Consider the following 22,587-nt stretch of genomic DNA (forward strand, 5'->3'; position numbering starts at 1 on the left):
ACGCAGGCGATCGTAACCCTTCTTGTTAGGGACGTACCTTCCGCCGCGTGCACCGTGACGCAGCGCAGGTTCGGACGAGGGCCTCCTGCCACGAGAGCCTGCTTGGCCCACTCGGCAGCCGCGGTTGGACGGGATGAAGTCAGATGGGATGCCTCGCGCCGCACTGCTAACGACTCGACTTCGTCTCACCCAGCTCGCCGTCGTCGAAGCGCCGTCAAGCCCGCAGCGGGCTCGTCTCTTGACGCTCAGTGAGCCCAACGGTCTGAAAGAGCATTCGCTCCAGAAGCGCGCCACGCTCGGCCAGAAGGCGACCGGCCGCGTCACGGTCACCGGAGCTCAGGACGTCGACGGTCATCTTGAGGCCGTCGAAGGCGCCGACGAGCACGGTGGCGAGCGCGTCGGGATCGAGGGGCGGGTCAAGGTCGGCGACGAGACCGTCGTCGCGGATAAAGCCCGCGACGACGTCGATCCACCGCTGTGTCATCGCCGCGGCGAGATCACGGGTGGATGGGACGCCTGCGAGGCTCTGGGTGAGGCGTGAGATCACCCAGGCATCAGAGTCCTCGTCATGGAGTGAGAGCATCGCGGGCAGGAGCCGCCGAACGCGGGCTTCGCCCTCCGCGGCCTGGGCGAGGATGCGCTCCACGTCGGCGATCCATCGGCGGTGTCGTTCCTCGAGCACCGCGACTGCGAGAGCCTCTTTGCTGTCGAAGTGGAAGTAGACAGAGCCCTTCGACAGCCCGCTCGCGTCCACGATGTCCACCATGCGGGCACGGTCGTAGCCGAGACGGGCGAAGACGGCCGCCGCCGCATCGATGATCACATCGCGCGACGCAGCCCCCTGAGCGGTCGGGCCCGTGGGACGTCCGACGCGGCGCGCCGGAACGATGTCGTCATCGCGGTGTGGACGAGTGGTCATGCTCGTACTATAGTCGCATTTTATTAGACCGACTGGTTTGTTTATTAGGAGCATCGTGCGCACCATCGCCGCTGGAACCACCGCCCTCATCACCGGAGCGTCCTCTGGGATCGGGCGCTCGTTCGCCCATCGACTCGCCGCCGCCGGGAGCGACCTCGTTCTGGTGGCGCGCCGGGCCGACGTGCTTGAAGACATCGCCGCAGACCTTCGCGCACGGCACGGCGCGAGCGTCACCGTCCTCGCGCATGACCTCGACGCCCCGGACGCCGCCGAAACCCTTCTGGCACGCCTGGAGGCTGAGCAGATCGCAGTCGACGCACTGATCAACAACGCCGGCCTCGGCATCCATGGCGACCTCGGCACCACGCCCCTGCGCTCGGCGACCACGCAGATCGCCGTCAACGTGCGGAGCCTGACAGCGCTCACCGCACTCCTTCTCCCGCCGATGCTCTCGCGAGGCCGCGGCGCGATCATCAACGTCGCGAGCACCGCCGGATTCCAGCCGGTGCCCCACATGGCCGTCTACTCCGCCTCGAAGGCGTACGTCCTCACCTTCACCCGCGCCCTCTGGCGCGAGACCCGCGGCACCGGCGTCGACGTACTCGCCCTCTGCCCCGGAGCGACCGACACCGCGTTCTTCGCCACCGCGGGCGACGCCGCATCCGTCGGCAGCCGCCGGACTCCCGAACAGGTCGTCGACACCGCCCTGCGCGCACTGCACCGCGGCAGACCCTCGGTCGTCGACGGCCGCGGAAACGCGTTCGTCTCCTGGCTCGCGCCGCGCCTGCCCGAACGGTTCGCGCTGAACATCGCGGAACGCTCCGTCCGCCCCTGAACGCCCGGGCACGCGGGTACCCGGCATCCCACCACCCCAACGATCGAAGGAGATCGCCCATGCACATCCACGACTTCGCCGATGCCGCAGCCGCCGCCGTCAACGCGCATGACCCCGCCGCCGTGGTCGCGCTCTGGGCCGAGCCCGCCGCCTACGACTCCCCCCTCACGGGACCCCAGTCCGGGCTCGACGCGCTGCGCGCGCGGGAGGAGGCTCTCTTCGGCGGGTTCAGCGACCTCACCGCGACCATCACCCCGCTCGGACAGGAAGGCGACACGGGCGCGATGCTCGTCCGCTTCGACGGCACCCATGACGGTGCGTACGGCGACTTCCCTCCCACCGGCCGCACGATCGCCCTCGAGATGATCGCCGTCGTCACCTTCGCCGACGACGGCCGCGTCATCGGCGAACGCGTCTTCATCGACACCGCCGGCATCGCCGCTCAACTCGGCGGCTGACTTCACGTAGCGCGACGGAGCCGATGCTCAGCTAGGGCCAGCGTGGACGCGTTCACCTTGGGGGCCGAAGATGCTGAGGATCTCTGCATCAATCTCCCCATCGCTGCCGAACCAATGTGGCAGGCGCGTGTCGAACTCGGCGACCTCCCCAGCTTTCAGCACGAGGTCGCGCTCCCCTACGATCAACCGCATCCGCCCGGTCAGAACATAGAGCCACTCCGTGCCCTCGTGCGTTTTCAGCCGAGGAACCGAGTGTCCGCGCGGGACCACGATCTTCCAAGCCTGCGGCATCCCGGGCTGATGAGCGAGTGGCACGACCGTGCGCCCGTTCACCCGCCGGGGACGCAACCGCACCCGGGGATCGCCGGTCTCCGGAGCACCCACCAGTTCATCCAACGGGACGCGATACACCTGCGCGAGCGGCAGAAGCACCTCCAGGCTGGCGCGACGCTGCCCGTTCTCCAGACGTGAGAGCGTGCTCGACGAGACGCCCGTCCGCTCCGAGACGTCCGCGAGCGTCAATCCCCGCGCCTCACGCAACGCCTGCAACCGCGGTCCGACACGGTCCAGCACGGAGCGCACATCCGCTCCTTCGGTCGCCTCCACGGACACCATCGAACACGCTCGTCCCTGTTTCGGCAAGAATTGTTGCGGTATCAGCACTCGTGAATCGAGGCTGTGTCCATGTCCACACCATCGCGAGCCGTCGCGGGCCTCGCTCTTGCCATACTCACGGCCTCGGTGGGTACGAGCGCCGCGAACGTCGCGCTGCCCTCGCTCGTCACGGCGTTCACCGCGACGCCAGGTCAGGTGCAGTGGGTCGTCGTCGCATACCTGCTGGCGATCACTTCGGTGAGCGTGGCCGTCGGATCGGCAGGTGACCGGTGGGGTCGGCGCCGGGTGCTGCTCGCGGGGATCGCCCTCTTCACCGTCGGCGCTGCGGTCTGCGCTCTCGCCCCGTCGCTCGTGACGCTCATCATCGCGCGTACCGTCCAGGGGGTCGGGGCGGCCGTCATGACGGCACTGCCCCTCGCCCTCGCGAGGGACCTCGTTGCCGACGGGCACACCGGGCGCATCATGGGGCTCCTCGGCACCACCTCCGCAGTCGGTACCGCCCTCGGACCAGCTCTCGGCGGCGCGCTCATCGGATGGGGCGGGTGGACATCGCCCTTCTGGATGATGGCCCTTCTCGGGGCGGCGGCACTGCCCCTCGCCCTGACGGTCCCCTCAGCGCGAACGATCACTCGTCCGCGCCACCGCTTCGACGCCACCGGAAACGTCCTCCTCGGCGCGGGCATCGCCGCGTACGCCCTCGCGCTCACCGCGCCGATGCCGAACTGGCCGACGGGACCGCTCTTGGTCGGCGCCGCAGCACTTCTGATCGGCTTCCTCGCCGTCGAGCGACGCGCCGACGCCCCCGTCCTACCCCCAGCGGTGCTGCGCCACCGGACCATCACGACCGGCATGATCACGAACGTCCTCGTTGCCACGGTCATGATGACCACGCTCGTCGTCGGACCCTACGCCCTCCACGATGGACTGCAGCTACCGCTCCCCCTCGTCGGGCTCGTCATGGCCGTCGGTCCCGTGACCTCTGCCATCAGCGGCGTCCTCGCCGGGCGACTCGTCGACCGCACCTCACCACCCATCATGATCACCGTCAGCCTGACCATCCTGACCGTCGGCGCGGCAGCCCTCGCCACGGTGCCCAACTGGTGGGGCGTGGCCGGCTACATCGGCGCCCTCTTCATCCTCACGCCCGGCTATCAGCTCTTCCTCGCCGCCAACAACACCCACACCCTCAGCGCTACAGACTCCACGCAGCGCGGCGCCATCGCCGGCGCACTTGGACTCTCGCGCAACCTCGGCCTCATCACTGGCGCCTCCGCCATGGGAGCCCTTTACGCCACACTCGCCGCCGGGTCGGACACGGGAGCGAACGGCTCATTGGATGCCGCGCAGACCACCTTCCTCATCGCCGCACTGCTCGCCGCGATCGCCGCCGCCACATCTCTGCTTCCATCCCGCTCCCTCCAGCCCCGCGCCCAGACCACCCCACGAAAGGAACAACCGTGAATATCCTTTACACCGCCGAGGCCACCGCTCACGGAGACGGCCGCTCCGGCCACGTCGATACCCCCGACGGCACCCTCGACATCGACATGCGCATCGCCGTCGAGATGGGAGGCCCTGGTGGAGCAGCCAACCCAGAGATCCTCTTCGCCGCCGGCTACGCGGCCTGCTTCCACGGCTCCCTCCAGCTCGCCGCACGCATGCGCAAGGTCTCCCTTCACGACACCAGCGTCACCGCCCGCGTCAGCATCGGAGCCGACACCGACGGCGCCTACCGACTCGCCGCCGCCCTCACCGCTGTGCTACCCGGCATCCCCGCCGACCAGGCCCGCGAGCTCGTCGACGCCGCACACCAGATCTGCCCGTACTCCCACGCGACCCGAAACAACCTGGATGTCACGCTCAAGGTCGCCTGAGCGGCGCCCCACAGGCGCACCCGCTCGGCAACGATACGAGGCGCCAGCAGGGAATGGGCGGGAGCCTCGCCTGTCGGCGCTTCTTGAAGAAGTCGACAACAGCTGTCACGGCAGCCGAGGTTAGTGGTCGCGATGCCGAGCCCGTCACGCCGGAAATGAGAAGAACCTCCCGCATCACTGCGGGAGGTTCTTCGTCGACCTCTATGAGGCTCACCTCGTCCAATGGTTTGAACCTGCGACCCCTTCCCTTGACCCCCAGGCGTCCAGAGGGCGTCGTCAGAACGAAAAACCGCGTGAATCCGGGTCTCAATTCATCCAGAGAACGTCACGAGATGCATGGATTGCATGATTCTGGTCCCCAGTTGGTCCCCCCACCCGAAGGCGCGCGAGCCTGAGAAGGAGCTCCGCTAGGGCGCCGATGGTCAGAAATCCCAGCCCACACGACCTTCGCGTAGTCAGCGGGCTTGACCTGGACAAGTGGTTCTTACGCTTCTCCCCCGCGTCGCACGGACAGCCCGTCGAGCCGGGCGCATCGACATGTAGGAACGAGACGATTCTGGTCCCCGTTGGTCCCCTTCGGCATCGTCGTGGTTGCTCCGGGGTGTCGGCGGTGGGGGAGATAATTTGGCTGTGGGCAAACGGCCAGCAGATCTCATGGCGCAAATCGAGCGCGACCTCCTCGATGAGAAGCCCCTAGACACCCTCCTCCGCAAGCTCATACTGCTCGGCGGAAACGCGGGCTCGCCCGAGCTTCGCAACTGGGCTTCGCTAGAGCTACGCGGCTACGGGCGGGACGCGGAGCTGCCCCTGTACCGCACTGTGTCCGCTCCGCTGCAGATCGACGGTGCCGTTCCAGGCGGGATCGTGCGTCACGAGACAATCGGCTCGATGGACATTCCCGACTTCGCTCGTGATGAACTCAGCGAACAAGTTCCACTTCGAATGGGTGTGAGCGAGATCCACAGCATGGTGGATCAGCATCGAACCGACAGAATGGTCAAGCTCCAGCCACCGGGTGCTCCCGACCTCGTCACCTATATGAACGGCACCCGGGAGATGAACGGCCACATCACTGCGCTCTACTGGAGCGTCAGCACTATCGCGCTCGCAGGCGTGCTCGACCAGATTCGCACTCGCTTGGCTGAACTCATCGCCGAGCTGCGCTCCGCAACCCCACAGGGCCAGAATCTACCAACCCCAACGCAGGCCGCCAACGCCGTGAACTTCGTCATCAACGGGCGCGGGAACCGCGTGAGCATCGCACAAGCCGCGGACGGCAGCACGATCACTGCTGCCCCCGAAGAAGCGAAGCCGCGCTTCTGGACGCGAGCAAAGCTCGTCGGTGCAGCGGCCGTTGGACTCGCCACGATCGCAGGAACGGTCATCGCGGCACTCCAACTGCCGATCTGGTGAGGTAATCGAGAGGAAGCTATGACCACGCATACACCCCGATCAGTCACGTCCGTGCTGGCAGAAGTGGGAACCGACAGCGTCACCGTTACGTGGGGGCTCGGAGAGCCAGTCGATGTCGGCGATGTCGAGTTCTTCGGCTATGGCGTCTATTACTGCGACCCGACCGGCAACGGCGGAAAACGACTCGGCGTTCGCTTCGGCGACGCGATCACGGCGTGGGTCTTCGACAACGCCAGTGCCACCCAGGCCAACTACGAGGCCACGTCCGTCACGGCCACGAAGGATGCCGTGACGGCGCACTTCCACGACGCAAGTCTGGGCCTGGACGCGGTGGGCACGATCGCGGCCTACGCACACGTCAACGGTCACGATACGCAGGCCGAACTACCTGTCACCCTTCTGCATTGACATGAGCGATCTCCAACTTCCTGGCGGCGAAGAGACGTTCGGTGAACATCTCGTCGAGAACCTCTTCGCAACGTGGATTGATCTCGACCTCGAACAGCGCGCAACCGAGCTCACGCGGGCGCTCGTGTACCGCGCGGTGGTTGAGCTCCCGCCATCGGGTGGTGCACCGATCGTCCGAATCAACGAGGAGGTGTCGCTGCAGGCGCGGGCGGTCGCGTCGGCGCCCATCAAGAAGGGCGAGCCGGTCACTGCAGCGAACATCAGCAGCCTCGAAGCCTTCTGGCCTGTCGATGTCAACCCGAACAGCGGATGGCTGGCCTACATCATCGTCGGCGAGTCCGCATACATTGCCTTCGACTTGCGCTATAACAAACAGCGCAGTGCGGAGTTGCTCAGCCTTGCTGACGACTACCTCGACGTAGTCGAAGCGGTCCGGGAGGTCGCGCTGCGACCAGCCGTCGACAATCTCCTCTCCGCGGCGGAACTCACCGTTCAGGCGCAGATGCTCGCGCAGTCGCAGGAGACGAAGTTCCACAACGTGCGAGATCGATGGCTGCGTGAGAACGAACGGCTTGGCAATGCCCCGGAAGGCTTCTTCGCCACGCTCCAGCGGCTCCGGCGAGAACGAGGGGCCGCTAGGTACGGCGACGGCGTCTTAGGAGTAACAGCCGACGAGGTGCCAGCCTTGATTGCGACCGTCCGCTCCATGGTCGAGCACGCAGCCAATCAGATCGGGCTGGTCGCGGCCGACACAAGTTCACTGAATAGCAGGTCTCCTCAATAATCGTTGGGCGTGAGGAACGAACGCTCGATCGGCTCAGCCCGGCATCCACAGCGTGAACTTGACCGCGAGGCGTCCAAACGGCGTCGTCGAGGTCCGAATTCGCGCAGTTCTAGGCCTCAGATAATGCAGAGGATGTCACGAGGCGCATGAGCTGCATGCGTTTGGTCCCCCATGTGGGGGTCAGAAGAGGCGATCATCAAGGGGATCAAGCAACGTGATCTGCAACTGGTCATGCCCGTCGGGATGCTCAAGCTCGACTCGAAGCGCAAACCCCGTGTCCAAAATGCTCTGGATATCTGAGTGGTCTTTGGCCGAGATCGTCCCCAACAGCTGCACGCCTTGGTAGAGGCCGAACGGAGCGGGATGGGTCTCGCCCTCTATCTCCGCCAGGCGTAGCGGGATAGATCCTGTAGTAGGCGCAGCCTGGAGGTGGACGGGCACGTTCGCCTGATTGCGATCGAGCAAGTTCTTCAGCAGGCTTCGCCGTCGCTGACGCGTAAAGTCGAGGAGATCAATTACCTCAGAGGTCGATGCGGCAAACTCTTGGCGCCAGCCGGACACGCCGAGTGATGCCAGATGCTCTCTCACCACGTCCAGTTCCGCTACCCGATCGAAGCGACTTGCCACTAGGTTGGCGATCCGTCGTGAACGAATACCTTCGGTCACGAGTGCGAGCGCGACCGGCGAGCTGACTCCGTATCTGATGTACCCGCCGAGTTCTGGACAAACGAGTTCGTCGCCGCCGGCTGCTTGCAGGTGCGTGTTTACGAGGTCGATGAGCGCTCCAACTGTCCACGACAGATAGTGCTCGAAGTGCTCTGTGGTCGCAGTGACTATCTGTTCAATCCTCCATGCTGGATCGGCGACGGCGCCCAAGTGACTCTCTGCCAGCTGCGGTAGCGAAGCACCTTCGAGCCAGTCGCGCAAGACATCGGCGGCATCTACATCTAGAGTTGCGCCCTGTACAGACTCGCGAAATCCCCATTGAGGTGCTTCAGGAAGCCGGAGCAACTCTGCGATCGTCGGACGAAGGATTCCCACCGCTTCTAGAGCCGTAGAGACAGAAGTTACGTCTGCGGAGATCAGGGCACGGGCAATCTGCGACGCCCATTCATCAATCTTACGAGCGGAACCGATAGAGCAGCCGATCCGCGACCATCTCTGACGGGCAGCGGAATCGACAGATACATACGCCTCCCGAGCTCGCCCCGCGAGTCGTGTATATCGAGTTCTAGCTTGGGTGGATTGATTTGCTGCCAGGGTGAACCTCACCACCGTGTCGAGGTCGACCGTCTCTGGGCTGGTCAGTTCCCGCTCGGCCGCGGCTAGCATCATCCAGACGAAGCTGATGAAGTCCGCGGCCGCACCGTTGGCTGCGAACACTGCGTCGGCGTCGGCCCTTTGAACACCTTCGAGTTCGGCGACAGCCTGGAGTGCGGAGTCAGTCAGCAGGGAGGACGTGACCTCTAGGTCCTGATCGTCAGGGTTGAGGTCGGCGAAGTCCTGACTGCTCGGCGAGGCCGCCCTTACTAGTACGATCCAGCCCTCGGTCTCGCGTCCTGCCCGCCCTGCCCGTCCCATCGCGTTCACGAGCCGGGCACCGCGTAAGCGGGTATCTTCGGGCTGGTCTGGGTATGGGGTGTCGTATAGGACGACGGTCCTGACCGGCAAGTTCACCCCGTCCGTGAGCGTTGAAGTGCAAGTCAGATAGAGGAGATCATCACTTCGCACGGCAGCCTCAAGCGCTTCGAGCACCTCGACGGGCAACCCTGCATGATGGAATCCCACGCCTCGCCTAAGGGTGCCGACGAGTGGATGTGCGTCGCCCAACTGTTGGCGTACAAAGTCAACCAGCGCGGCCAGGTGCGGTTGCTCATCGAGCTCGTCCGCAATGCCACGAGCGAGTGTCTGGGCTTGCTTCTTTGTTGACGCAACAACTAGTACCGATCCTGCGTGCCCTAGAGCGGTAATCATGCCGCTGGCAATCGAGTAGTGTTTCGTGTTTCGTGAAGAATCAACTTTCACTTCGACTGGACGCTCTCCCCCGTCCTTCGACTTTCGGACTAGACGCCAACCCGTGTCTCCTTGAGTGCGGAGTGACTTGGTGCTCCCGTTTCCGAGCCGCAATCGGATCAGTCCCGAGAGCGGTGTGGTGTGCCGGTAGGGCCACACGGACCCGGCCCCTCCTTCAACGACGGTCTGATCCCATTGCGCTTCGGTATTGAAGACTGCATGCAGTCGCCTGGGCCCCCGCCAGTCACTTGTCTGACTCAGGGCACCGCCGTTTGGATCAAGCCACTGAGCGATCCCACCGACGTTTCCCATCGCGGCCGAAAGGAGGATTATGCGATGCGGTCGGCCCTGTGTTTGCAGGTTCAGGGCAGATATCACGGATTCAAGCACGAAGCCACGCCCCTTCTCCTTCAACAACTGTGCCTCATCGAAAATGAACAGACTGTACTTGTCGAGTACCGCTTCGAAGTCGTTTCTCAGGAGATGACTGAGTCTTTCCGGGGTCATAACATCGACGTCGGCCTGCTCAGCCTCCGAAAGCGAGAGGCCCAATTCTTCCAGCCAGGCGGAGAAGTCAGTCTTCTCCGCTCCGACCTCTTTCTGGAGAATACGGACTCGTGCGCTCATCGCGCGCCGAATTTCTCGACCAAGACTCCTTGTTGGCACGACAAAGCAGATACTCGTGTCCGTCTGCGCCAAATGCGCGACGGCGAGCATTTGGGCGACGAGCGTCTTCCCCCCGCTTGTGGGAACGGAAAGTACCATTCGCTTGACTTCTTGCGAGCACGGTGATGGCTCTCCGGTGAGCAGCTCTCGCTGCGGCTCCCAGAGCGTCAGCACGGCAGGGCTGCCAACCGCGAAAGCCTGGCGTACGGCGATCGGTACGTCTGGCGGCAGGATCGACGGGTTCCAGGGTGAGCCTGCCTCCGCGATGGTCGCGAAGTTCAGTAGATGTGTAGCGACCCATCGCGCGTCGAGCGAAGCGCCCCCGGTTTCGCCAGTCGCTACCTCCCGCAGTCGTTGAGACCCCTGACTGTAGCGTTCGTAGTCTCCACGAGTCAGGTACGAGAGTATGTCTTCCACAGCCAGGACGAGCGTCTGCAGCGAACCGAGGGCCGTTGAGTGCAGGCTATCCATCGCCGACTGCTGTGCTATTGATGCGAAGTATCTGCGCCACCGAGCCAGCCAGCCGAAGGCTCGTTTAGCATCGAAGCTCAAAAATACGAGTCCGGCACGCATGGAGAGATTCTCGAGTGACGGCTCTTGCGTACTATCTGCTCCACCTAAGAGGGGCTGAAGTCGGGTTATGATCGCGGACGCGTTTGGGTCACGACCACCTCGGCGATACCCGATCGCAGCAGCAAATCCGATTGATAGGCGATCTTCATCGCTCCAGTCATTGTGAGCCAGAGCGAGATCGAAAATATGGGCGCTCACCAAGAACGCTTGACGTTGGCGAGCTGCCGAGTAACGTTGGCGCGCATCACTTACCGATGCCACGCCATGCAAGTACCATGCTGTCTTAATTAGCTTCTCGTCAACAGATGGACGATTAAGCACTAGGGCGATTTCAGCCTGCGCCATGCGCTCTTGTAAGCGCTCAGCCGTCGGGAGACCCGAGCGACCCGCGAGCGCTTCCCCAAGTAGATGTATGTCTAGAGACCGCTCCATACGATCTCCTTTACCTTCGAGGCAAAATCAGGAAAGTTCGGCAGCGCAATAACGATTGACTCGGTTTGTCCAGCCGCCACAAACTCCGGGAATTGTGTGCCGAGCGATTTGAACGTGTTGCTGTTTCGTGGGCGATGCTCGAGAGACGCCCCTACGGAGACCCCCACGCCTGCTCTTGCGCTCCGTTCGAACCAGAGGTCAACCATGCCGTCGTAAAGCTCCCCCAGGGCACCTTCAGCAGTGAGGGTCGCCGGTCCCACGAACTTGGCAAGGTAGTGGTGGCCTCTCTTGCGCAACTGTTTCGCCGCCCGGTTGATCGTTTTCGATACCCGAGCATCTGCGTCGTGTTTCTTGATCTCCCAGAGCCGGAAAACGAGGGTTCCGCCAGAGTCCTCGTAGACGACGAGCCCATCTCCCCCTGGTTCGAGTGCATCGGCCTTGATGGGTGGCGCTTCTACGAGAGTGCGTCCGTCCCGACAGGATGTACGCTCGGCCACGACGCGGTGCCAGAGCAACTCCGCGACGTGCCCTTGTACATGATCGGCGGGCTTCGGAGCATCCGGAAGGCCGAAACCGATGGAAACAAATGCTTTGACGGCTTCTAGTTGTGCTCCCGTTGAGGGTGCGCCCCCGTCACGACGCGTGCGCCACCGGTCGAGTACCGGTGATTTCCCGCATGCAACGACCATCGCATCGTCAGCGATGATCGCGGCGGCAAGGTCGCGCGCATCATCTACCAATTGCTCGCCACCGATGACGTACTCAACCTTCGACTTGCCATCGCTTTCTTCAAGCGTCAGCAGCGGAGTCAAGAAGGCTGGTGAACTCATAATGACGACCTATCTGTCGAGTTGCGGATCGCCGTTGATCTTGGATGCGGAGAGCGGTCGGCGAGCATCGACCGCGGTGAAGCGGATCTCCTTGCCGGTCGCAGTCGAGACTTCGGACACCTCGGCAGGGAGTGCGCGGAGGCGGTCCACGGCGGCCTTGTTGCTCCGGTATTGCAGCGCGATGAACCAGCCTTTGGTGGCGTTGTCGGATTGCAGATAGCTCGGGAGCTGGTACCGCAGCCCGTTCCAGAACCTGCCGTTGTGGAGCTTCTTGACTTCGATCAGCAGACGGGCAGATGTGCCTGAGGATGCTTTGAAATCAACCGGACCGCGTCCGAGCTCTACTTCGCGGTCGAGCTCGACATCGAACTGCCGGAGGTACTGCTGAGCGATGCCCAGGAACACCAGCTGTGCTGCCTCTTCGGGTTTCTCGGAGCCATCATCGTTCCACAGCAGGCTCCAGCCTCGCTGGTCTTCGATGAAATGCCGGAACTGTTCCACGACTTCGGCGGCGAGGTCGACGAGATCATCGTGAGTTGTGATCGTGCGCGGCGGGAGAGGATGCTCAGCGGCGTATTGTGCCGGTTCCCGGTCCCATTGGACGACGCCGAGCGGGTCAGCGCCGAAGTCGTAGCCGATGAGGTCTTCCCGGCTGGTCTGGGCTCGCGCCCAGTCCCGGACTCGATCGGGGTGTTGGCGAGCGAAAGCGACGATGCTCGCCTTAGTCACTGCCTGACCGACCTGGAGGTTGAGAGACAGGCGGATGTCGTCATTGAAGTGGGAGTCGAACCAGTCATCGGCGTTCAGCGTCGGCAGGCCATTGAGGATGAACGCCGGGACGAGGATCACCGGGCGCCCAGTGACAGGGTTGGTGGGAAGGGCAACGTCCTCGTCATGCCATCTGGCGCTATCCAAGCTGACACGAGCATGCCGGACCTTGTGCTGGTCGAGGGGGACGTTGTGGTGCATTGCGATGGCCTGCGTGTATGCGATCAGGCGGCTCTTGATGACATTGGCGGTCGCATCGGAGATCCGATCCGCCCCGATTCCCTCGTTCAGGATGCCGATTTCCTCGATGTGCTCGGGCTGCCCGAGGCCGGCGGCGATCGCAACGGCGATACCGTCGGCCATCCGCGCCGCGAAGCGATCGCCGGCGCCGGAACCGCGGGTTCCTTCGGCCGTATATCCGAGGCCGAGCTCGAAGGGCTCCGGGAAAGTGAGCAGTCGCCGCGCCGCCTGTGCTGACACCGAGGTGCTGCTCGTTGCCCTGGCGACGAGGCCGTAGCAGTGGACGAAGTGGGCGATCAGCTCGTTGTGCGCTTGTGCCCATTTGCCGCCCGCTTCGAGAAGAAGCAACGGGTCAATGAAGAGCTTGGTGTCGATGGTGAGGTGCGGATCAAACCAGTCGTCTGCCTCGGAGCGCTCGATCCCGAAGGCTTCCGAGAATCTCACGATCGATCCCCGGTCAGCGGAACGCGAGATGCGGCTATCTCGTAGAGATGGGCAGGGAGCCCCAATCCCGAGAGGAATCTGTCGTCGTCGATCCCTGAGGAGCTCATGACCTCACGGGCGCGCGGCAGCATCGAGGGCATCTCAAGTGATGCGACCCGGCCGGGCTCGGCGCGGCGCCAGCCGTTCTGTGACATACGAATCATGGCGTTCCGGTATGAGACGTCGCCCATGATGCCGAGTGCACGAGCCCTGTACAGCAGCGCTGCCAGGCTGACTCCCCAATGCTCCTTGAGCTCGGCGAGCTGTGCCCATGCACGGCCAGCCGTAGAACTCGGCAGGAACGGGGCGATCTCCTCCGCAGGCATGAGGAACTCGGATGCGAATCGATGAGCCTGCTCTTCAGCGATCTTCCCGCCGGGTTCGGCGTCGTGATGCATGATCAGATGCCCGAGCTCGTGGGCGACGTCGAACCGCTGCCGGTAGTAGTCGTCCTTGGCGGGATTCAGAACGACAATCGGCCGCGTGGCCGTGTGCAGGGAGTAGGCGTCGATAGCCGCAATCCCCGGCTCACTGAAGACGACGACTACGCCCGCGCGCTCGGCGAGACGGATCACATGCTGGATCGGTCCTGGGCCGACGCCGAAGAACTCACGGGCATCCCTGGCCGCCTCTTCCGGAGTTGTTGTGCCCTCTTCAGGGTCGACAGGCAGATCGGGCAGCAGCGCTTCCGGAAACTCGACGGCGTTTTCCAGCATGCCGGTCACCTCGGCGACGAACTGCCCATACGCTTCGGCTTCATCCTGAGCGATCTGCGGGGTGGAGCGGAGCGACCGGAAGTGCGGCTTGTTCACTCGTGGCGGGGCGCCTCCGCCGAAGAACTGCGGCTCGACCTTCAGGGCAAGCGCCAGCTTCGCCACAGTGGCCCGGTTGGGTTGCTTCGCGCCACTCTCCCACGCTGTCACTGAAGCCGGCGACATTTCGATCAGGGCAGCGAGATGCGCCTTCTTTAGCCCTGCGAGTTGTCGCGCCATTGCTAGACGCTCGCCGTTGAAAAATGAGGCGGCGGCGGCGAGCGTCTGGGACGGCCGACGCGGGCTATCCATTCGCCGCGCCCGCCCCCTCGCCCGCGAGCGGCTTCTTCATTCGCACGACAACATCGTCCACATTGGTCGATGCCGAATCCCCAGGCAGGGCGGGCGGCACACGCACACCCGTGCCGACCATCGGAGCTCCGCCTGAAAGCAGCAACTGACGCCAGTGCCAGCAGGAGTCCTCGGGATGAACGGGGTTCTTGCTTTGGCCGAGGTAGACCTCGAAATGCTTAGTGATCGGGTTGAAGGCATGTGCCGCCACGAGCGTCACGCCGACGAACTCGTCATCATCAGGGATACCGGGAATCGACTCCAGACCGAAGTCGGCGTCGTCGAACAGCGTGTTCCCGCCGATGAACTGCTGGGAGGCGACTCGGCGCTTGGCATCGCTGCGCTCCACCCACTTGATGTCGTCGATGCGGCCGAAGGTGTAGGACTGCAGCAGCACACGGTGCCCGTCGGCTGCCCAGCCTGGTGACTGCCGGTAGTTGCGCCGCGCAATCGCCTCGGGAGAAAGTGACGGCATAGACCGGAACGCCTCGGGAGCGATACCGCGCTCGAGAACATCTGAGCCAGTTCCATCCACATCTTCTCCCAGAGCGAACCGCCCGTTCGAGGTCGCGCGGTCCATCAGATCCTTGAGGTGCTTGAAGTTCAGGTAGCCGATGACTCCCTGGTCATGTCCGGCGTCCTCGTCATAAATCTGATCGGTGGCGGCGAAGGCTGCTGGCGCGGCCCACGCGAGCACGTCGAGGAGGCCGGAGGTCCGGAGGCTCGCGATGGCGTCGTCTTCAGCAGTCACAAGGTCAGCCTACACCCAGGTCAGTAAGTTGCGCATTAGTTTTTACTACCAGCGTGTCTTGTGTCTTCTAATTTGCTTCGTGCGTCACGGGTCCTCACCCCGCTCTTCCGAAAGCTCGCTCGAGGTGCTCGGCGGTGGCGGGGTTCACGGTCTCATTTCGGTGAATGTAGTGTTGCATCGTGATCCGCGGGTCGGTGTGCCCGAGGAGTTCGGAGGCGAGGAGCGCGCCTTGGGCGTCGTTGGCGACGGTGCGGCGGAAGCGGTGCGGGGTGACGTTCTCGATTCCGGCCTCGTCCATCACATCGCGCAGGAGTCGGCGGATGTTGTTTGTCGTGTGTGGCGTCCCCATCCGCGTGCTGAACAACAACGCACCTGGTTCCGTCTCGCCACTACGCAGAAGCCGTGATCGGATCGCCTGCAGCGCGAATGACGGCAGCGCGACGCGGCGAACCGAGCGATCCGTCTTCGGATGATCCTGCCGGTGGGTCGGCTCACCCTTGCGGCTGATGATCGTCCCGGCGATCCTCGCTGTCGGGATCGGGCCATCAAGATCGAGATCCTGGAGTCGGATGGCCAGGACCTCGCCGATGCGCGCAGAGGTACCGAGCATGACCTCGACGATCTGCCCGAGTTGCCGATCCGGCCTCGGTCCCGCCAGAACCCGCCGGGACTCCCAAGCCTTGATCGCCGCCCGGATGTCCTGCACCTCGCCGATTGTGAACGCGTCGGGGATGGTCTTCTTCCGGTGGAGCCGGGAGACGTGATCCATCGGGTTGCTAGGCAGGATCTCGTGACGGACCGCGAGGGCGAGGGCGAGGCGGAGGACGACGCGGGCGTGCTTGGCGCGGCTGTAGCTGCGCTTGGCGAGTTGCTTGAGGAGGTAGTCGCAGCGGGCGACCCCGATCTCCCGGAGTGTGAGGTCTTTGAACGCGGGGAGGACGAGGGCGCGCATGTCGCGCTAGTAGAGGTTCCTTGTGGTTCGTGAGAGGCGGTCTTCGATCTCCATGTCTTCCAGCCAGTAGGTGACGAGCTCCGGGAACGAGCTGTCGGCGCTAATGCCGTCGAAACCGGGCTGGTAGAGGGAGCGTTCGGCGAGCTTCTGCTTGAGCTTGCGCTCCGCGGCAGCTCGTTAGGGACCAGTGGCCTGAACGAGCCGGTTGTTGCCGTCCCAGTCTCGGTACCGAGCGCGGGCCACGTGGTTGCCGTTCGACTGGGCACTGGTGGCGATGACTCCGAAGGTGCCGATCGGCGTGCGGGGCCTACCCACGTGCGCCCTCCCCCGTTCCGGGAAAAGTGGCGGCCCCGGTAGGGGCGGCGGGCTCGCGCATGGTGTCCATCCAGGCGCGGATGACGGTGATACCGAACATGATGCGCTTGCCGAGGCGGTAGGCGCGGCGGCCTTTGCCGTTGGTACGCCAGTCGTAGATAGTGGAGACGGGAACGCCGAGGTAGCCGGCGAGTTCGTCGATGTTCAGGAGCGGTTCGAGACCGTGAGGGTTGGACCGTTGTTCTTCGTTCATCCCTCCAGTCTCAAAGGCTATGAAACGCGGCGATGCCGTCCGGGGGCTTCTAGAGACGAGGGACGCAACCGCTGTTGCGGGACGGACGGGTCACGCAGATCGGGCGATGCGTCCGACCCCACGCCCCCCCAGAAGGTCCGCCGTTCGCCATCTTCGCAGACAGCCCACCCGTCGATACAGGTCGTCACATGTCACCTCTGACACTTGAAGCGGTTTCCTGGCACCGACCGGCACCTTCTAGGACCCAAAACCCTGTGAACGTAGTCACTTCGACGTCCATTTATGGAGCGGGAGAAGGACTAATGATGTTGACGACTACGGGCGAGGGAGTGTCATCCAGCGGAACTGCCCACGATACGGCGTGAGCGACTGCGAGCAATGCCAACCCAAGCAACGCGATCAGGAACCCATCACGGAAGACCGTGACCATCGCGCGACGTGTCCTTGACGTCACGTACGCTGCCCAGACGTACTGACGAAGCTCCTCGCGCTGTCCGTCCTTGAGGTGGGCGAATTCTTTGACGTCCACGACGCCTAGAACCTTCTTCGATACCGCGACGCCCCCGAAGATCAAGATAGAAAGGACGACGATTAGAACACCAATACTCCAGATGATGAGCGGCCAGGGAGAGTCCGGAGTGACAGCCCAAAGTCGCTCGAAAGCACCTGCGCTGAGCCCTACCGCAGCGATAATCGCGGTGAGCGCGAACTCAGCACGGCGCCGCACAGATTCGACGCCTTCCGATTCGGATTTCAAACGATCTTGATAGATATCGCGAATGACAGTGATGTTTCGCTTGTGGGTCCCGTCAATCCACTTCGTGTCGGGCGCCTCCTCTTCCGGTAGCCACACGGTTCTACCGAAGAGGAGTCCAGCTACTGTGCTTGCGACCATGCGCGCTTCGTCACGAAGCTCCTCCATACTCATGACGTCACGAGTAATAGATCTGCGATCGCTTCGGCGACGGCGTCACCAATCACGCGAGGCAAGAAGAGCCACTGTCCAGCCGGATTCACATCGATGAGGAACGTCTCGCCATCAGGCTCCTGAATCCAGTCTTGACTTGTGTAACCCAACCCCAGCTCTCGCGCGACCGCTACAGCCCCATCCCGAACGATCGGCGACACATCGTTGGCTTCTTTGAAATCCGAGTGATTCGCCGAACTCTGTCGCCAATCTGCTGGAGCGCTCGCTTGCACGTCCAGAGCGGCCGCCCATACGCGATCGCCAACGGTCACCACGCGGAGGTGCCTAGATGCATGCAGGCGTTCTTGGATGATGAAGGGCGCAGAACTCAAGGCGCGCAAGCGATCATCGTCCGGCATCATTGGTTCCGCGTACACGGTCTTGACGTCGCCGTCGGCAACGAACTGACCGGTCCCGAGTGGCTTGACCACCACCTCCCCGGAGAAGGCAGCCACGACGGCGCTTCTGCTCGTCGTTACCAGCGTTCGAGGGTAAGGGACACCAAGTGTCCGCGCCGTCCGCCACTGGGTGAGTTTCGACTCAGCGCCTCTAAGCGCACGCGGTTCTGTAACCCAGCTGACGTTGGCCGCATCTATCAGCCATGAGTAGGCCGAGTGCCACGTGCCCAGTTCCAGAGCCTCCACCGAACCGGTTTCAACCCCGAGGCCCCAATCAGCACGGTGAAAACGCCGCAACCATCCGGCGCGGGGACGATCGAGGTCGATCGACTCTCCCTCCGCGTTCACGACGCAACCGGTGTCGCCGATCACGAGTCCCGAACCGTCGCCATCATCCATGATCGACTCCAGATCGACTATGAACGGTCCGTGGCCACGCGCCATAAGCGCATCTGCAACTACTACAACGTGCGGGTCTTCTCGATGTCCGATGATGATCGGTGCTTCAAGAGACAAGGTTACTGGCGAGAGGTCAAGACGAGAGGAGCAACTGACTCGTCAGAATCGGACGTTTCGATGGACTCGGTGAGCGTCGCCGTGCCGCGCATTCGCTCCGCTCTGATCGGCGACGAGCGAGCGAGCTCGACGAACAGTGATCGCCGGGCAGGTCGAAGCGACATCAGCCAACACTGGAGATAATCGTCGGAACGTATCCGAACCCGTGATCGGAGGTCTCGATCGTAGCCGTAAGTGTCGAGGGCGCGGGTCGAGGGCGCGGCTCAGGCTCCGGACGTTGCCCGCTGACGGCGAGCATCCCGAATAAAGATTCTGAGGTACTCATCGCAGCTCCCTGAGTTGATGTAGAGGATATGGTCACACTCTACTGGGACGCTCCGACAGGTGAGCTTTGTCTCGCGGGCCGGTGTCTCCGGTCGGCGTGAGGATCTCCACCGACCTGGAACGTCGCTCCTATGGCATCCGCGCCCGTGCCCGCTGGACGGACCCGATCAGCAAACGCCGCATCATCCGCTCCGAGATCGTCGCTGACCAGGCTGCAGCGCATGAGTTCTTCGACTCGCTGCGGCAGTCATCGGCCAAGGGCATGGACGTGTCCACGACGCTCACCGAGTTCGTCACCACGATCGGCGACCGCTGGGCGCGCGGCCTCGACCCCACCTCAACCGCGGAGACCTACGGGTACGGGCTCAAGCTCCGCGTACTGCCTGCTCTCAGGCACCTGCCCGTGACGCAGATCACCGCAGGCATGATCGACCGCACCATCGACGCATGGGAGAAGTACCATGGCGCGTCAACGATCAAGAACTCCATCGCCCCGCTCGTGCGGGTCCTCGATGAAGCAGTGCGTGACGGGCTCATCCCGATCAACCCCGCCAAGAACCGTGCCAAGCGCAGCCTGAACCGCAACGCCTTCCGTCTCCAGCCTGCGGAGGATGCCTCCCCACGCGCCCATGCGATCCCCGACATGGCAACGCTGACGAGGCTCGCTGAAGCCTGCGGGAAAATTCACCAGTCGTACTCCGACTTCGTTATGCTCGCAGCGCTCCTCGCCGCGCGTTCTTCCGAGGTCTCAGGCCTTCAGGCCGGTGACGTCCGCTTCGATAAGAACATCGTGGTGATCGTCCGGCAGACCTACCCCGTCAAAGGCGGGCTCATCACGAAGCAGACCAAAGGCCGCAGAGAGCGACGCGTCCCGATCCTCGACCCGCTCCGCCCGATCCTGGAACGCCTCACGGAGAGGAAGGAACCCGAGGACAGGCTGCTGGTCGGCCCGAAGGGCGGCGCTCTCACGACCGCGACCGTGCGGGACGCGACCAACTGGCACCAGATCGTCAGTGATCTCGGCCTCCCCGACCTCACTCGGCACGGCCTCCGGCACACCGGAGCCACCTGGATGGCCGACGCCGGTATCCCGCTGCACGTCCTCCAGGACATCCTCGGCCACGCCTCCGTCGAGACCACCCGCGGATACGTGCACCCCGACGACCGACACCTTGCATCAGCCGCAGAGCAAGCCAACGCTTTCCTGGCCCGATCCTCCAAGGCAAGCAGACCGAGCCGGCGCGAGGCGTCGAGGTCGCTGTGACGGGTAGCCAGAAGCCACGATCAGATGCTCTGGTCCCCTTTTGGTCCCCTTACTCACAGGCGACGACTTCCAGGGAGCCGGCTACGCCCTCCGCCGTCCGCGGGCTGGCGCCGATACCTTGGCGAGGGGACCAGAGGGGGACCAACGAAAACCCGTCGCCAGACATGACGAAGCCCTGATGAAAATCGCTCCTCATCAGGGCTTTTCCGTCGGGATGACAGGATTTGAACCTGCGACCCCTTGACCCCCAGTCAAGTGCGCTACCAAGCTGCGCCACATCCCGGTCTGCTGTCCGCTCGCGGACAACTCCCCTATCCTACCGGTTCCGCGGAGCGCTCGCGAACGCGTGTCGCAAGTCCGGAGTACGGTCTGGTCATGAGCCAGATCGAGATCCTGCCGGCATCGGCCGATCGCTTCGCCGATGCCGAGCACGCCCTCAACGGCGGAGGCGACGGCGCCTCGTGCTGGTGCCAGTGGTGGATGCTGCGCAACAAAGACTTCCAAGCCGCCACCACCGACGAGCGTCGCGAGCTGCTGCGGAGAGACCTCGCGGCTACCCCGGCATCCGCGCTCATCGCCTACGTCGACGGCATCGCCGCCGGTTGGGTGAAAGTCTCACCGCGACCCGACCAGCCTCGGCTGGCCGCCACCCGCGCCTTCCAGCAGTCACCCAAGCCGTTCGACGACGAATCCGTCTGGGCGATCACCTGCTTCGTCGTCCGCAAGGAGTTCCGCGGTCATGGGCTCGCCCGGCGCCTGCTCGACGCCGCCGTCGAGCACGCCCGCTCCCACGGCGCACGGATCATCGAGGGCTACCCCGTCGACACCGACGCGGGGAAGACGTCGTCGAACGACCTCTACCATGGCGCGCTATCGAGCTTCGAGGATGCCGGATTCATCGAAGTCGCTCGTCCGGGCGCCCGGCGCGCGATCGTCTCCCTCACCGTGGCCTGATCTCCCGCTCACCACGCCGAAGAATCCGACAGGGCAGAATCGAGGGATGAGCGAGCCGTCCGTCCGCATCGATGCGTGGCTCTGGGCGGTGCGCGTCTACAAGACCCGCTCCGCCGCGACCACGGCGTGCCGCGCCGGGCATGTGCGCATCGGCGGCGAGAAGGCGAAAGCCGCCCAGGCGGTGCGCATCGGCGACGAGATCCGCGTGCGCATCGCCGGGTTCGACCGCATCCTCGTCGTACGCCAACTGCTCACCAAACGCGTCGGCGCACCGATCGCCGCCCTCGCCGCGGAGGACCGCACACCGCCGCGCGAGCCGGTCGCCCAACTCGCCGTCCGTGACCGCGGTGCCGGCCGGCCCACCAAGCGCGAGCGCCGCGACATCGACCGCCTGCGCGGACGCGACGCTGTCACCGGCTACGCGATCGACGACGACTGACCGCCCGGCGACCTCAGTCGAGGTCGAGCCACGACGGCCGGTGTGTCACGGCACCGAGCGCACCCACACGCGCCCGCAGTTCCCGGTCACTCGTCACCACGACCACACTCCGGCCCGCAGCAGCAAGCGCTGCGACCTCCGCGACGATCGCATCGTCACCCTCGGCGTCGGCGCGCACCACCGTGAGTCCCGGAACCTCCTCGACCGCTCGCGCCTGCCCCTCGACCACGACACGCAGCTCGGGGAACCACACGTCCGCGGCAAGCCCCAGCCGTCCGGCATCCATTCCCTGCACCGCCAGTGCGCGCAGTCGATCCAGCAGCCGCGCGGTCGCGCCGGCCCGATCCTTCCACCAGCCGTCCGGCACCGATCCGACCACGTTCGCTGCGTCGACCACCACGACCGGGTGCACCTCGAGCAGCGACCGCAGCAGCGGCCACGACGCGGCGAAGCCCGGGTGCAGCGGGAAGGAGTCGACGGCATCCACGGGCACCCACGCCAGCTCACGGCTCTCCGGATCGCTGATCACCGGCTCGAACGGCACGACGACATGCGCGACGACCGTCGCATACGTCCACACATCCACGTCGTAGACGCTGATCAGGCGCGGCTGCACGGCGGATGCCGGCACTCCCGCCTCTTCCGCCGACTCGCGCAACGCCCCCTCGCATGCGGACTCGTCCTGATGGCGCGCACCACCCGGCAACCCCCACGTGTCGCCGAAGTGGCTCCAGGCCACGCGGTGCTGCAAGAGCACGCCGCGCTGCGGATCGACGGCGAGCAGGCCCGCGGCACCGAAGCGCCCCCAGTAGCGCGTGCCATCGTCGGCCACGACCCACGCGTCACCCGGATCACGCGGCCCGTCGGGGCGGCGCGGCTCGCCGGGGGCGGGAGGCACGATCGTCACCCGCCCAGCCTGTCACACCGCTCGGGCAGGGACCGCCCTGTGGCGAAGTTTTTGCACGGCGCATGACTCCCCGACACGCCCACATCTGGACGCGACAGCGACTCACACCCCCACATATTGTGGTCAGACCAAG

General features: G+C 64.4%; 22 protein-coding genes and 1 tRNA gene. 10 read left to right on the forward strand and 13 right to left on the reverse strand.

All coding sequences use genetic code 11. The annotated features are described in order from the left end of the window. Positions 1-214 precede the first annotated feature (214 nt). On the reverse strand, positions 215-919 hold the full coding sequence (locus ACT53O_RS08855; protein ID WP_476151901.1) for a TetR family transcriptional regulator: 705 nt from the start codon (positions 917-919) through the stop codon (positions 215-217). 55 nt (positions 920-974) lie between these two features. On the opposite strand from ACT53O_RS08855, the gene ACT53O_RS08860 reads away from it, so the two are divergent. Both ACT53O_RS08860 and ACT53O_RS08865 read left to right on the forward strand, forming a co-directional pair. Then, on the forward strand, positions 975-1,754 hold the full coding sequence (locus ACT53O_RS08860) for an SDR family NAD(P)-dependent oxidoreductase (protein WP_036315860.1): 780 nt from the start codon (positions 975-977) through the stop codon (positions 1,752-1,754). A gap of 59 nt (positions 1,755-1,813) precedes the next feature. Next, on the forward strand, positions 1,814-2,212 hold the full coding sequence (locus ACT53O_RS08865) for an ester cyclase (RefSeq protein WP_476151903.1): 399 nt from the start codon (positions 1,814-1,816) through the stop codon (positions 2,210-2,212). Between the two features lie 27 nt (positions 2,213-2,239). Here the strand turns inward: ACT53O_RS08865 and ACT53O_RS08870 are convergent, their stop codons facing one another. After that, positions 2,240-2,818: a helix-turn-helix domain-containing protein gene (locus ACT53O_RS08870; RefSeq protein ID WP_476151905.1), complete on the reverse strand. Its 579-nt coding sequence runs from the start codon at positions 2,816-2,818 to the stop codon at positions 2,240-2,242. Between the two features lie 78 nt (positions 2,819-2,896). Between ACT53O_RS08870 and ACT53O_RS08875 the strand changes: the two genes are divergently transcribed. The 5 genes from ACT53O_RS08875 to ACT53O_RS08895 all read left to right on the forward strand — a co-directional run bounded on the left by ACT53O_RS08875 (position 2,897) and on the right by ACT53O_RS08895 (position 7,306). Continuing rightward, positions 2,897-4,288 (forward strand): MFS transporter, encoded by a 1,392-nt coding sequence (locus ACT53O_RS08875; protein WP_476151907.1) that lies wholly within the window; start codon positions 2,897-2,899, stop codon positions 4,286-4,288. After that, on the forward strand, positions 4,285-4,701 hold the full coding sequence (locus ACT53O_RS08880) for an organic hydroperoxide resistance protein (protein WP_476151909.1): 417 nt from the start codon (positions 4,285-4,287) through the stop codon (positions 4,699-4,701). Before ACT53O_RS08875 ends, ACT53O_RS08880 begins: the two co-directional genes overlap by 4 nt. A 654-nt stretch (positions 4,702-5,355) precedes the next feature. Then, positions 5,356-6,114 carry an AbiTii domain-containing protein gene (locus ACT53O_RS08885; RefSeq protein ID WP_476151911.1) on the forward strand — a complete coding sequence of 253 codons (759 nt, stop codon included), beginning with the start codon at positions 5,356-5,358 and terminating at the stop codon, positions 6,112-6,114. 18 nt (positions 6,115-6,132) lie between these two features. Further along, positions 6,133-6,522 carry a hypothetical protein gene (locus tag ACT53O_RS08890; RefSeq protein WP_476151913.1) on the forward strand — a complete coding sequence of 130 codons (390 nt, stop codon included), beginning with the start codon at positions 6,133-6,135 and terminating at the stop codon, positions 6,520-6,522. Position 6,523: 1 nt separating this feature from the next. After that, complete coding sequence (locus ACT53O_RS08895; RefSeq protein ID WP_476151915.1) at positions 6,524-7,306, forward strand: hypothetical protein; 783 nt, start codon at positions 6,524-6,526, stop codon at positions 7,304-7,306. Positions 7,307-7,486: 180 nt separating this feature from the next. Here the strand turns inward: ACT53O_RS08895 and ACT53O_RS08900 are convergent, their stop codons facing one another. The 9 genes from ACT53O_RS08900 to ACT53O_RS08940 all read right to left on the reverse strand — a co-directional run bounded on the left by ACT53O_RS08900 (position 7,487) and on the right by ACT53O_RS08940 (position 18,449). Then, on the reverse strand, positions 7,487-10,903 hold the full coding sequence (locus ACT53O_RS08900; protein ID WP_476151917.1) for a DEAD/DEAH box helicase: 3,417 nt from the start codon (positions 10,901-10,903) through the stop codon (positions 7,487-7,489). Positions 10,904-10,974: 71 nt separating this feature from the next. Beyond that, positions 10,975-11,820: a hypothetical protein gene (locus ACT53O_RS08905; protein ID WP_476151919.1), complete on the reverse strand. Its 846-nt coding sequence runs from the start codon at positions 11,818-11,820 to the stop codon at positions 10,975-10,977. A 9-nt stretch (positions 11,821-11,829) separates the two neighbouring features. Beyond that, the gene (locus tag ACT53O_RS08910; RefSeq protein ID WP_476151921.1) at positions 11,830-13,272 is read right to left on the reverse strand and encodes a hypothetical protein; all 1,443 of its coding nucleotides are present in this window, start codon (positions 13,270-13,272) and stop codon (positions 11,830-11,832) included. Beyond that, positions 13,269-14,375: an XRE family transcriptional regulator gene (locus tag ACT53O_RS08915; RefSeq protein WP_476151923.1), complete on the reverse strand. Its 1,107-nt coding sequence runs from the start codon at positions 14,373-14,375 to the stop codon at positions 13,269-13,271. The genes ACT53O_RS08910 and ACT53O_RS08915 overlap by 4 nt, the downstream gene beginning before the upstream one ends. After that, on the reverse strand, positions 14,368-15,165 hold the full coding sequence (locus ACT53O_RS08920) for a hypothetical protein (RefSeq protein WP_476151925.1): 798 nt from the start codon (positions 15,163-15,165) through the stop codon (positions 14,368-14,370). The genes ACT53O_RS08915 and ACT53O_RS08920 overlap by 8 nt, the downstream gene beginning before the upstream one ends. Before the next feature lie 94 nt (positions 15,166-15,259). Next, entirely contained in the window at positions 15,260-16,117 is an 858-nt protein-coding gene (locus ACT53O_RS08925) for a tyrosine-type recombinase/integrase (protein WP_476151927.1), read from the reverse strand. A gap of 307 nt (positions 16,118-16,424) precedes the next feature. Further along, positions 16,425-16,685, reverse strand: a complete 261-nt coding sequence (locus ACT53O_RS08930) for a helix-turn-helix transcriptional regulator (RefSeq protein ID WP_476151929.1) — start codon at positions 16,683-16,685, stop codon at positions 16,425-16,427. A gap of 280 nt (positions 16,686-16,965) precedes the next feature. Next, positions 16,966-17,613, reverse strand: coding sequence for a hypothetical protein (locus tag ACT53O_RS08935; RefSeq protein WP_476151931.1), 648 nt, complete (start codon positions 17,611-17,613; stop codon positions 16,966-16,968). Further along, positions 17,610-18,449, reverse strand: a complete 840-nt coding sequence (locus ACT53O_RS08940; protein ID WP_476151933.1) for an ATP-grasp domain-containing protein — start codon at positions 18,447-18,449, stop codon at positions 17,610-17,612. Before ACT53O_RS08940 ends, ACT53O_RS08935 begins: the two co-directional genes overlap by 4 nt. A 538-nt stretch (positions 18,450-18,987) precedes the next feature. Here ACT53O_RS08940 and ACT53O_RS08945 point away from each other — a divergent pair. Next, positions 18,988-20,154: a tyrosine-type recombinase/integrase gene (locus ACT53O_RS08945; RefSeq protein WP_476151935.1), complete on the forward strand. Its 1,167-nt coding sequence runs from the start codon at positions 18,988-18,990 to the stop codon at positions 20,152-20,154. Positions 20,155-20,363: 209 nt separating this feature from the next. On the opposite strand, the gene ACT53O_RS08950 is transcribed toward ACT53O_RS08945, so the two are convergent. Further along, positions 20,364-20,437, reverse strand: a tRNA-Pro gene (locus ACT53O_RS08950). A gap of 92 nt (positions 20,438-20,529) precedes the next feature. Here ACT53O_RS08950 and ACT53O_RS08955 point away from each other — a divergent pair. Further along, positions 20,530-21,108 carry a GNAT family N-acetyltransferase gene (locus ACT53O_RS08955; RefSeq protein WP_476151937.1) on the forward strand — a complete coding sequence of 193 codons (579 nt, stop codon included), beginning with the start codon at positions 20,530-20,532 and terminating at the stop codon, positions 21,106-21,108. Positions 21,109-21,154: 46 nt separating this feature from the next. Then, positions 21,155-21,547 (forward strand): RNA-binding S4 domain-containing protein, encoded by a 393-nt coding sequence (locus ACT53O_RS08960; protein ID WP_433720795.1) that lies wholly within the window; start codon positions 21,155-21,157, stop codon positions 21,545-21,547. A gap of 13 nt (positions 21,548-21,560) precedes the next feature. On the opposite strand, the gene ACT53O_RS08965 is transcribed toward ACT53O_RS08960, so the two are convergent. After that, entirely contained in the window at positions 21,561-22,454 is an 894-nt protein-coding gene (locus ACT53O_RS08965) for an NUDIX domain-containing protein (protein ID WP_476151940.1), read from the reverse strand. Positions 22,455-22,587: the final 133 nt, after the last annotated feature.

The organism is Microbacterium sp. DMC48, assembly GCF_056313825.1.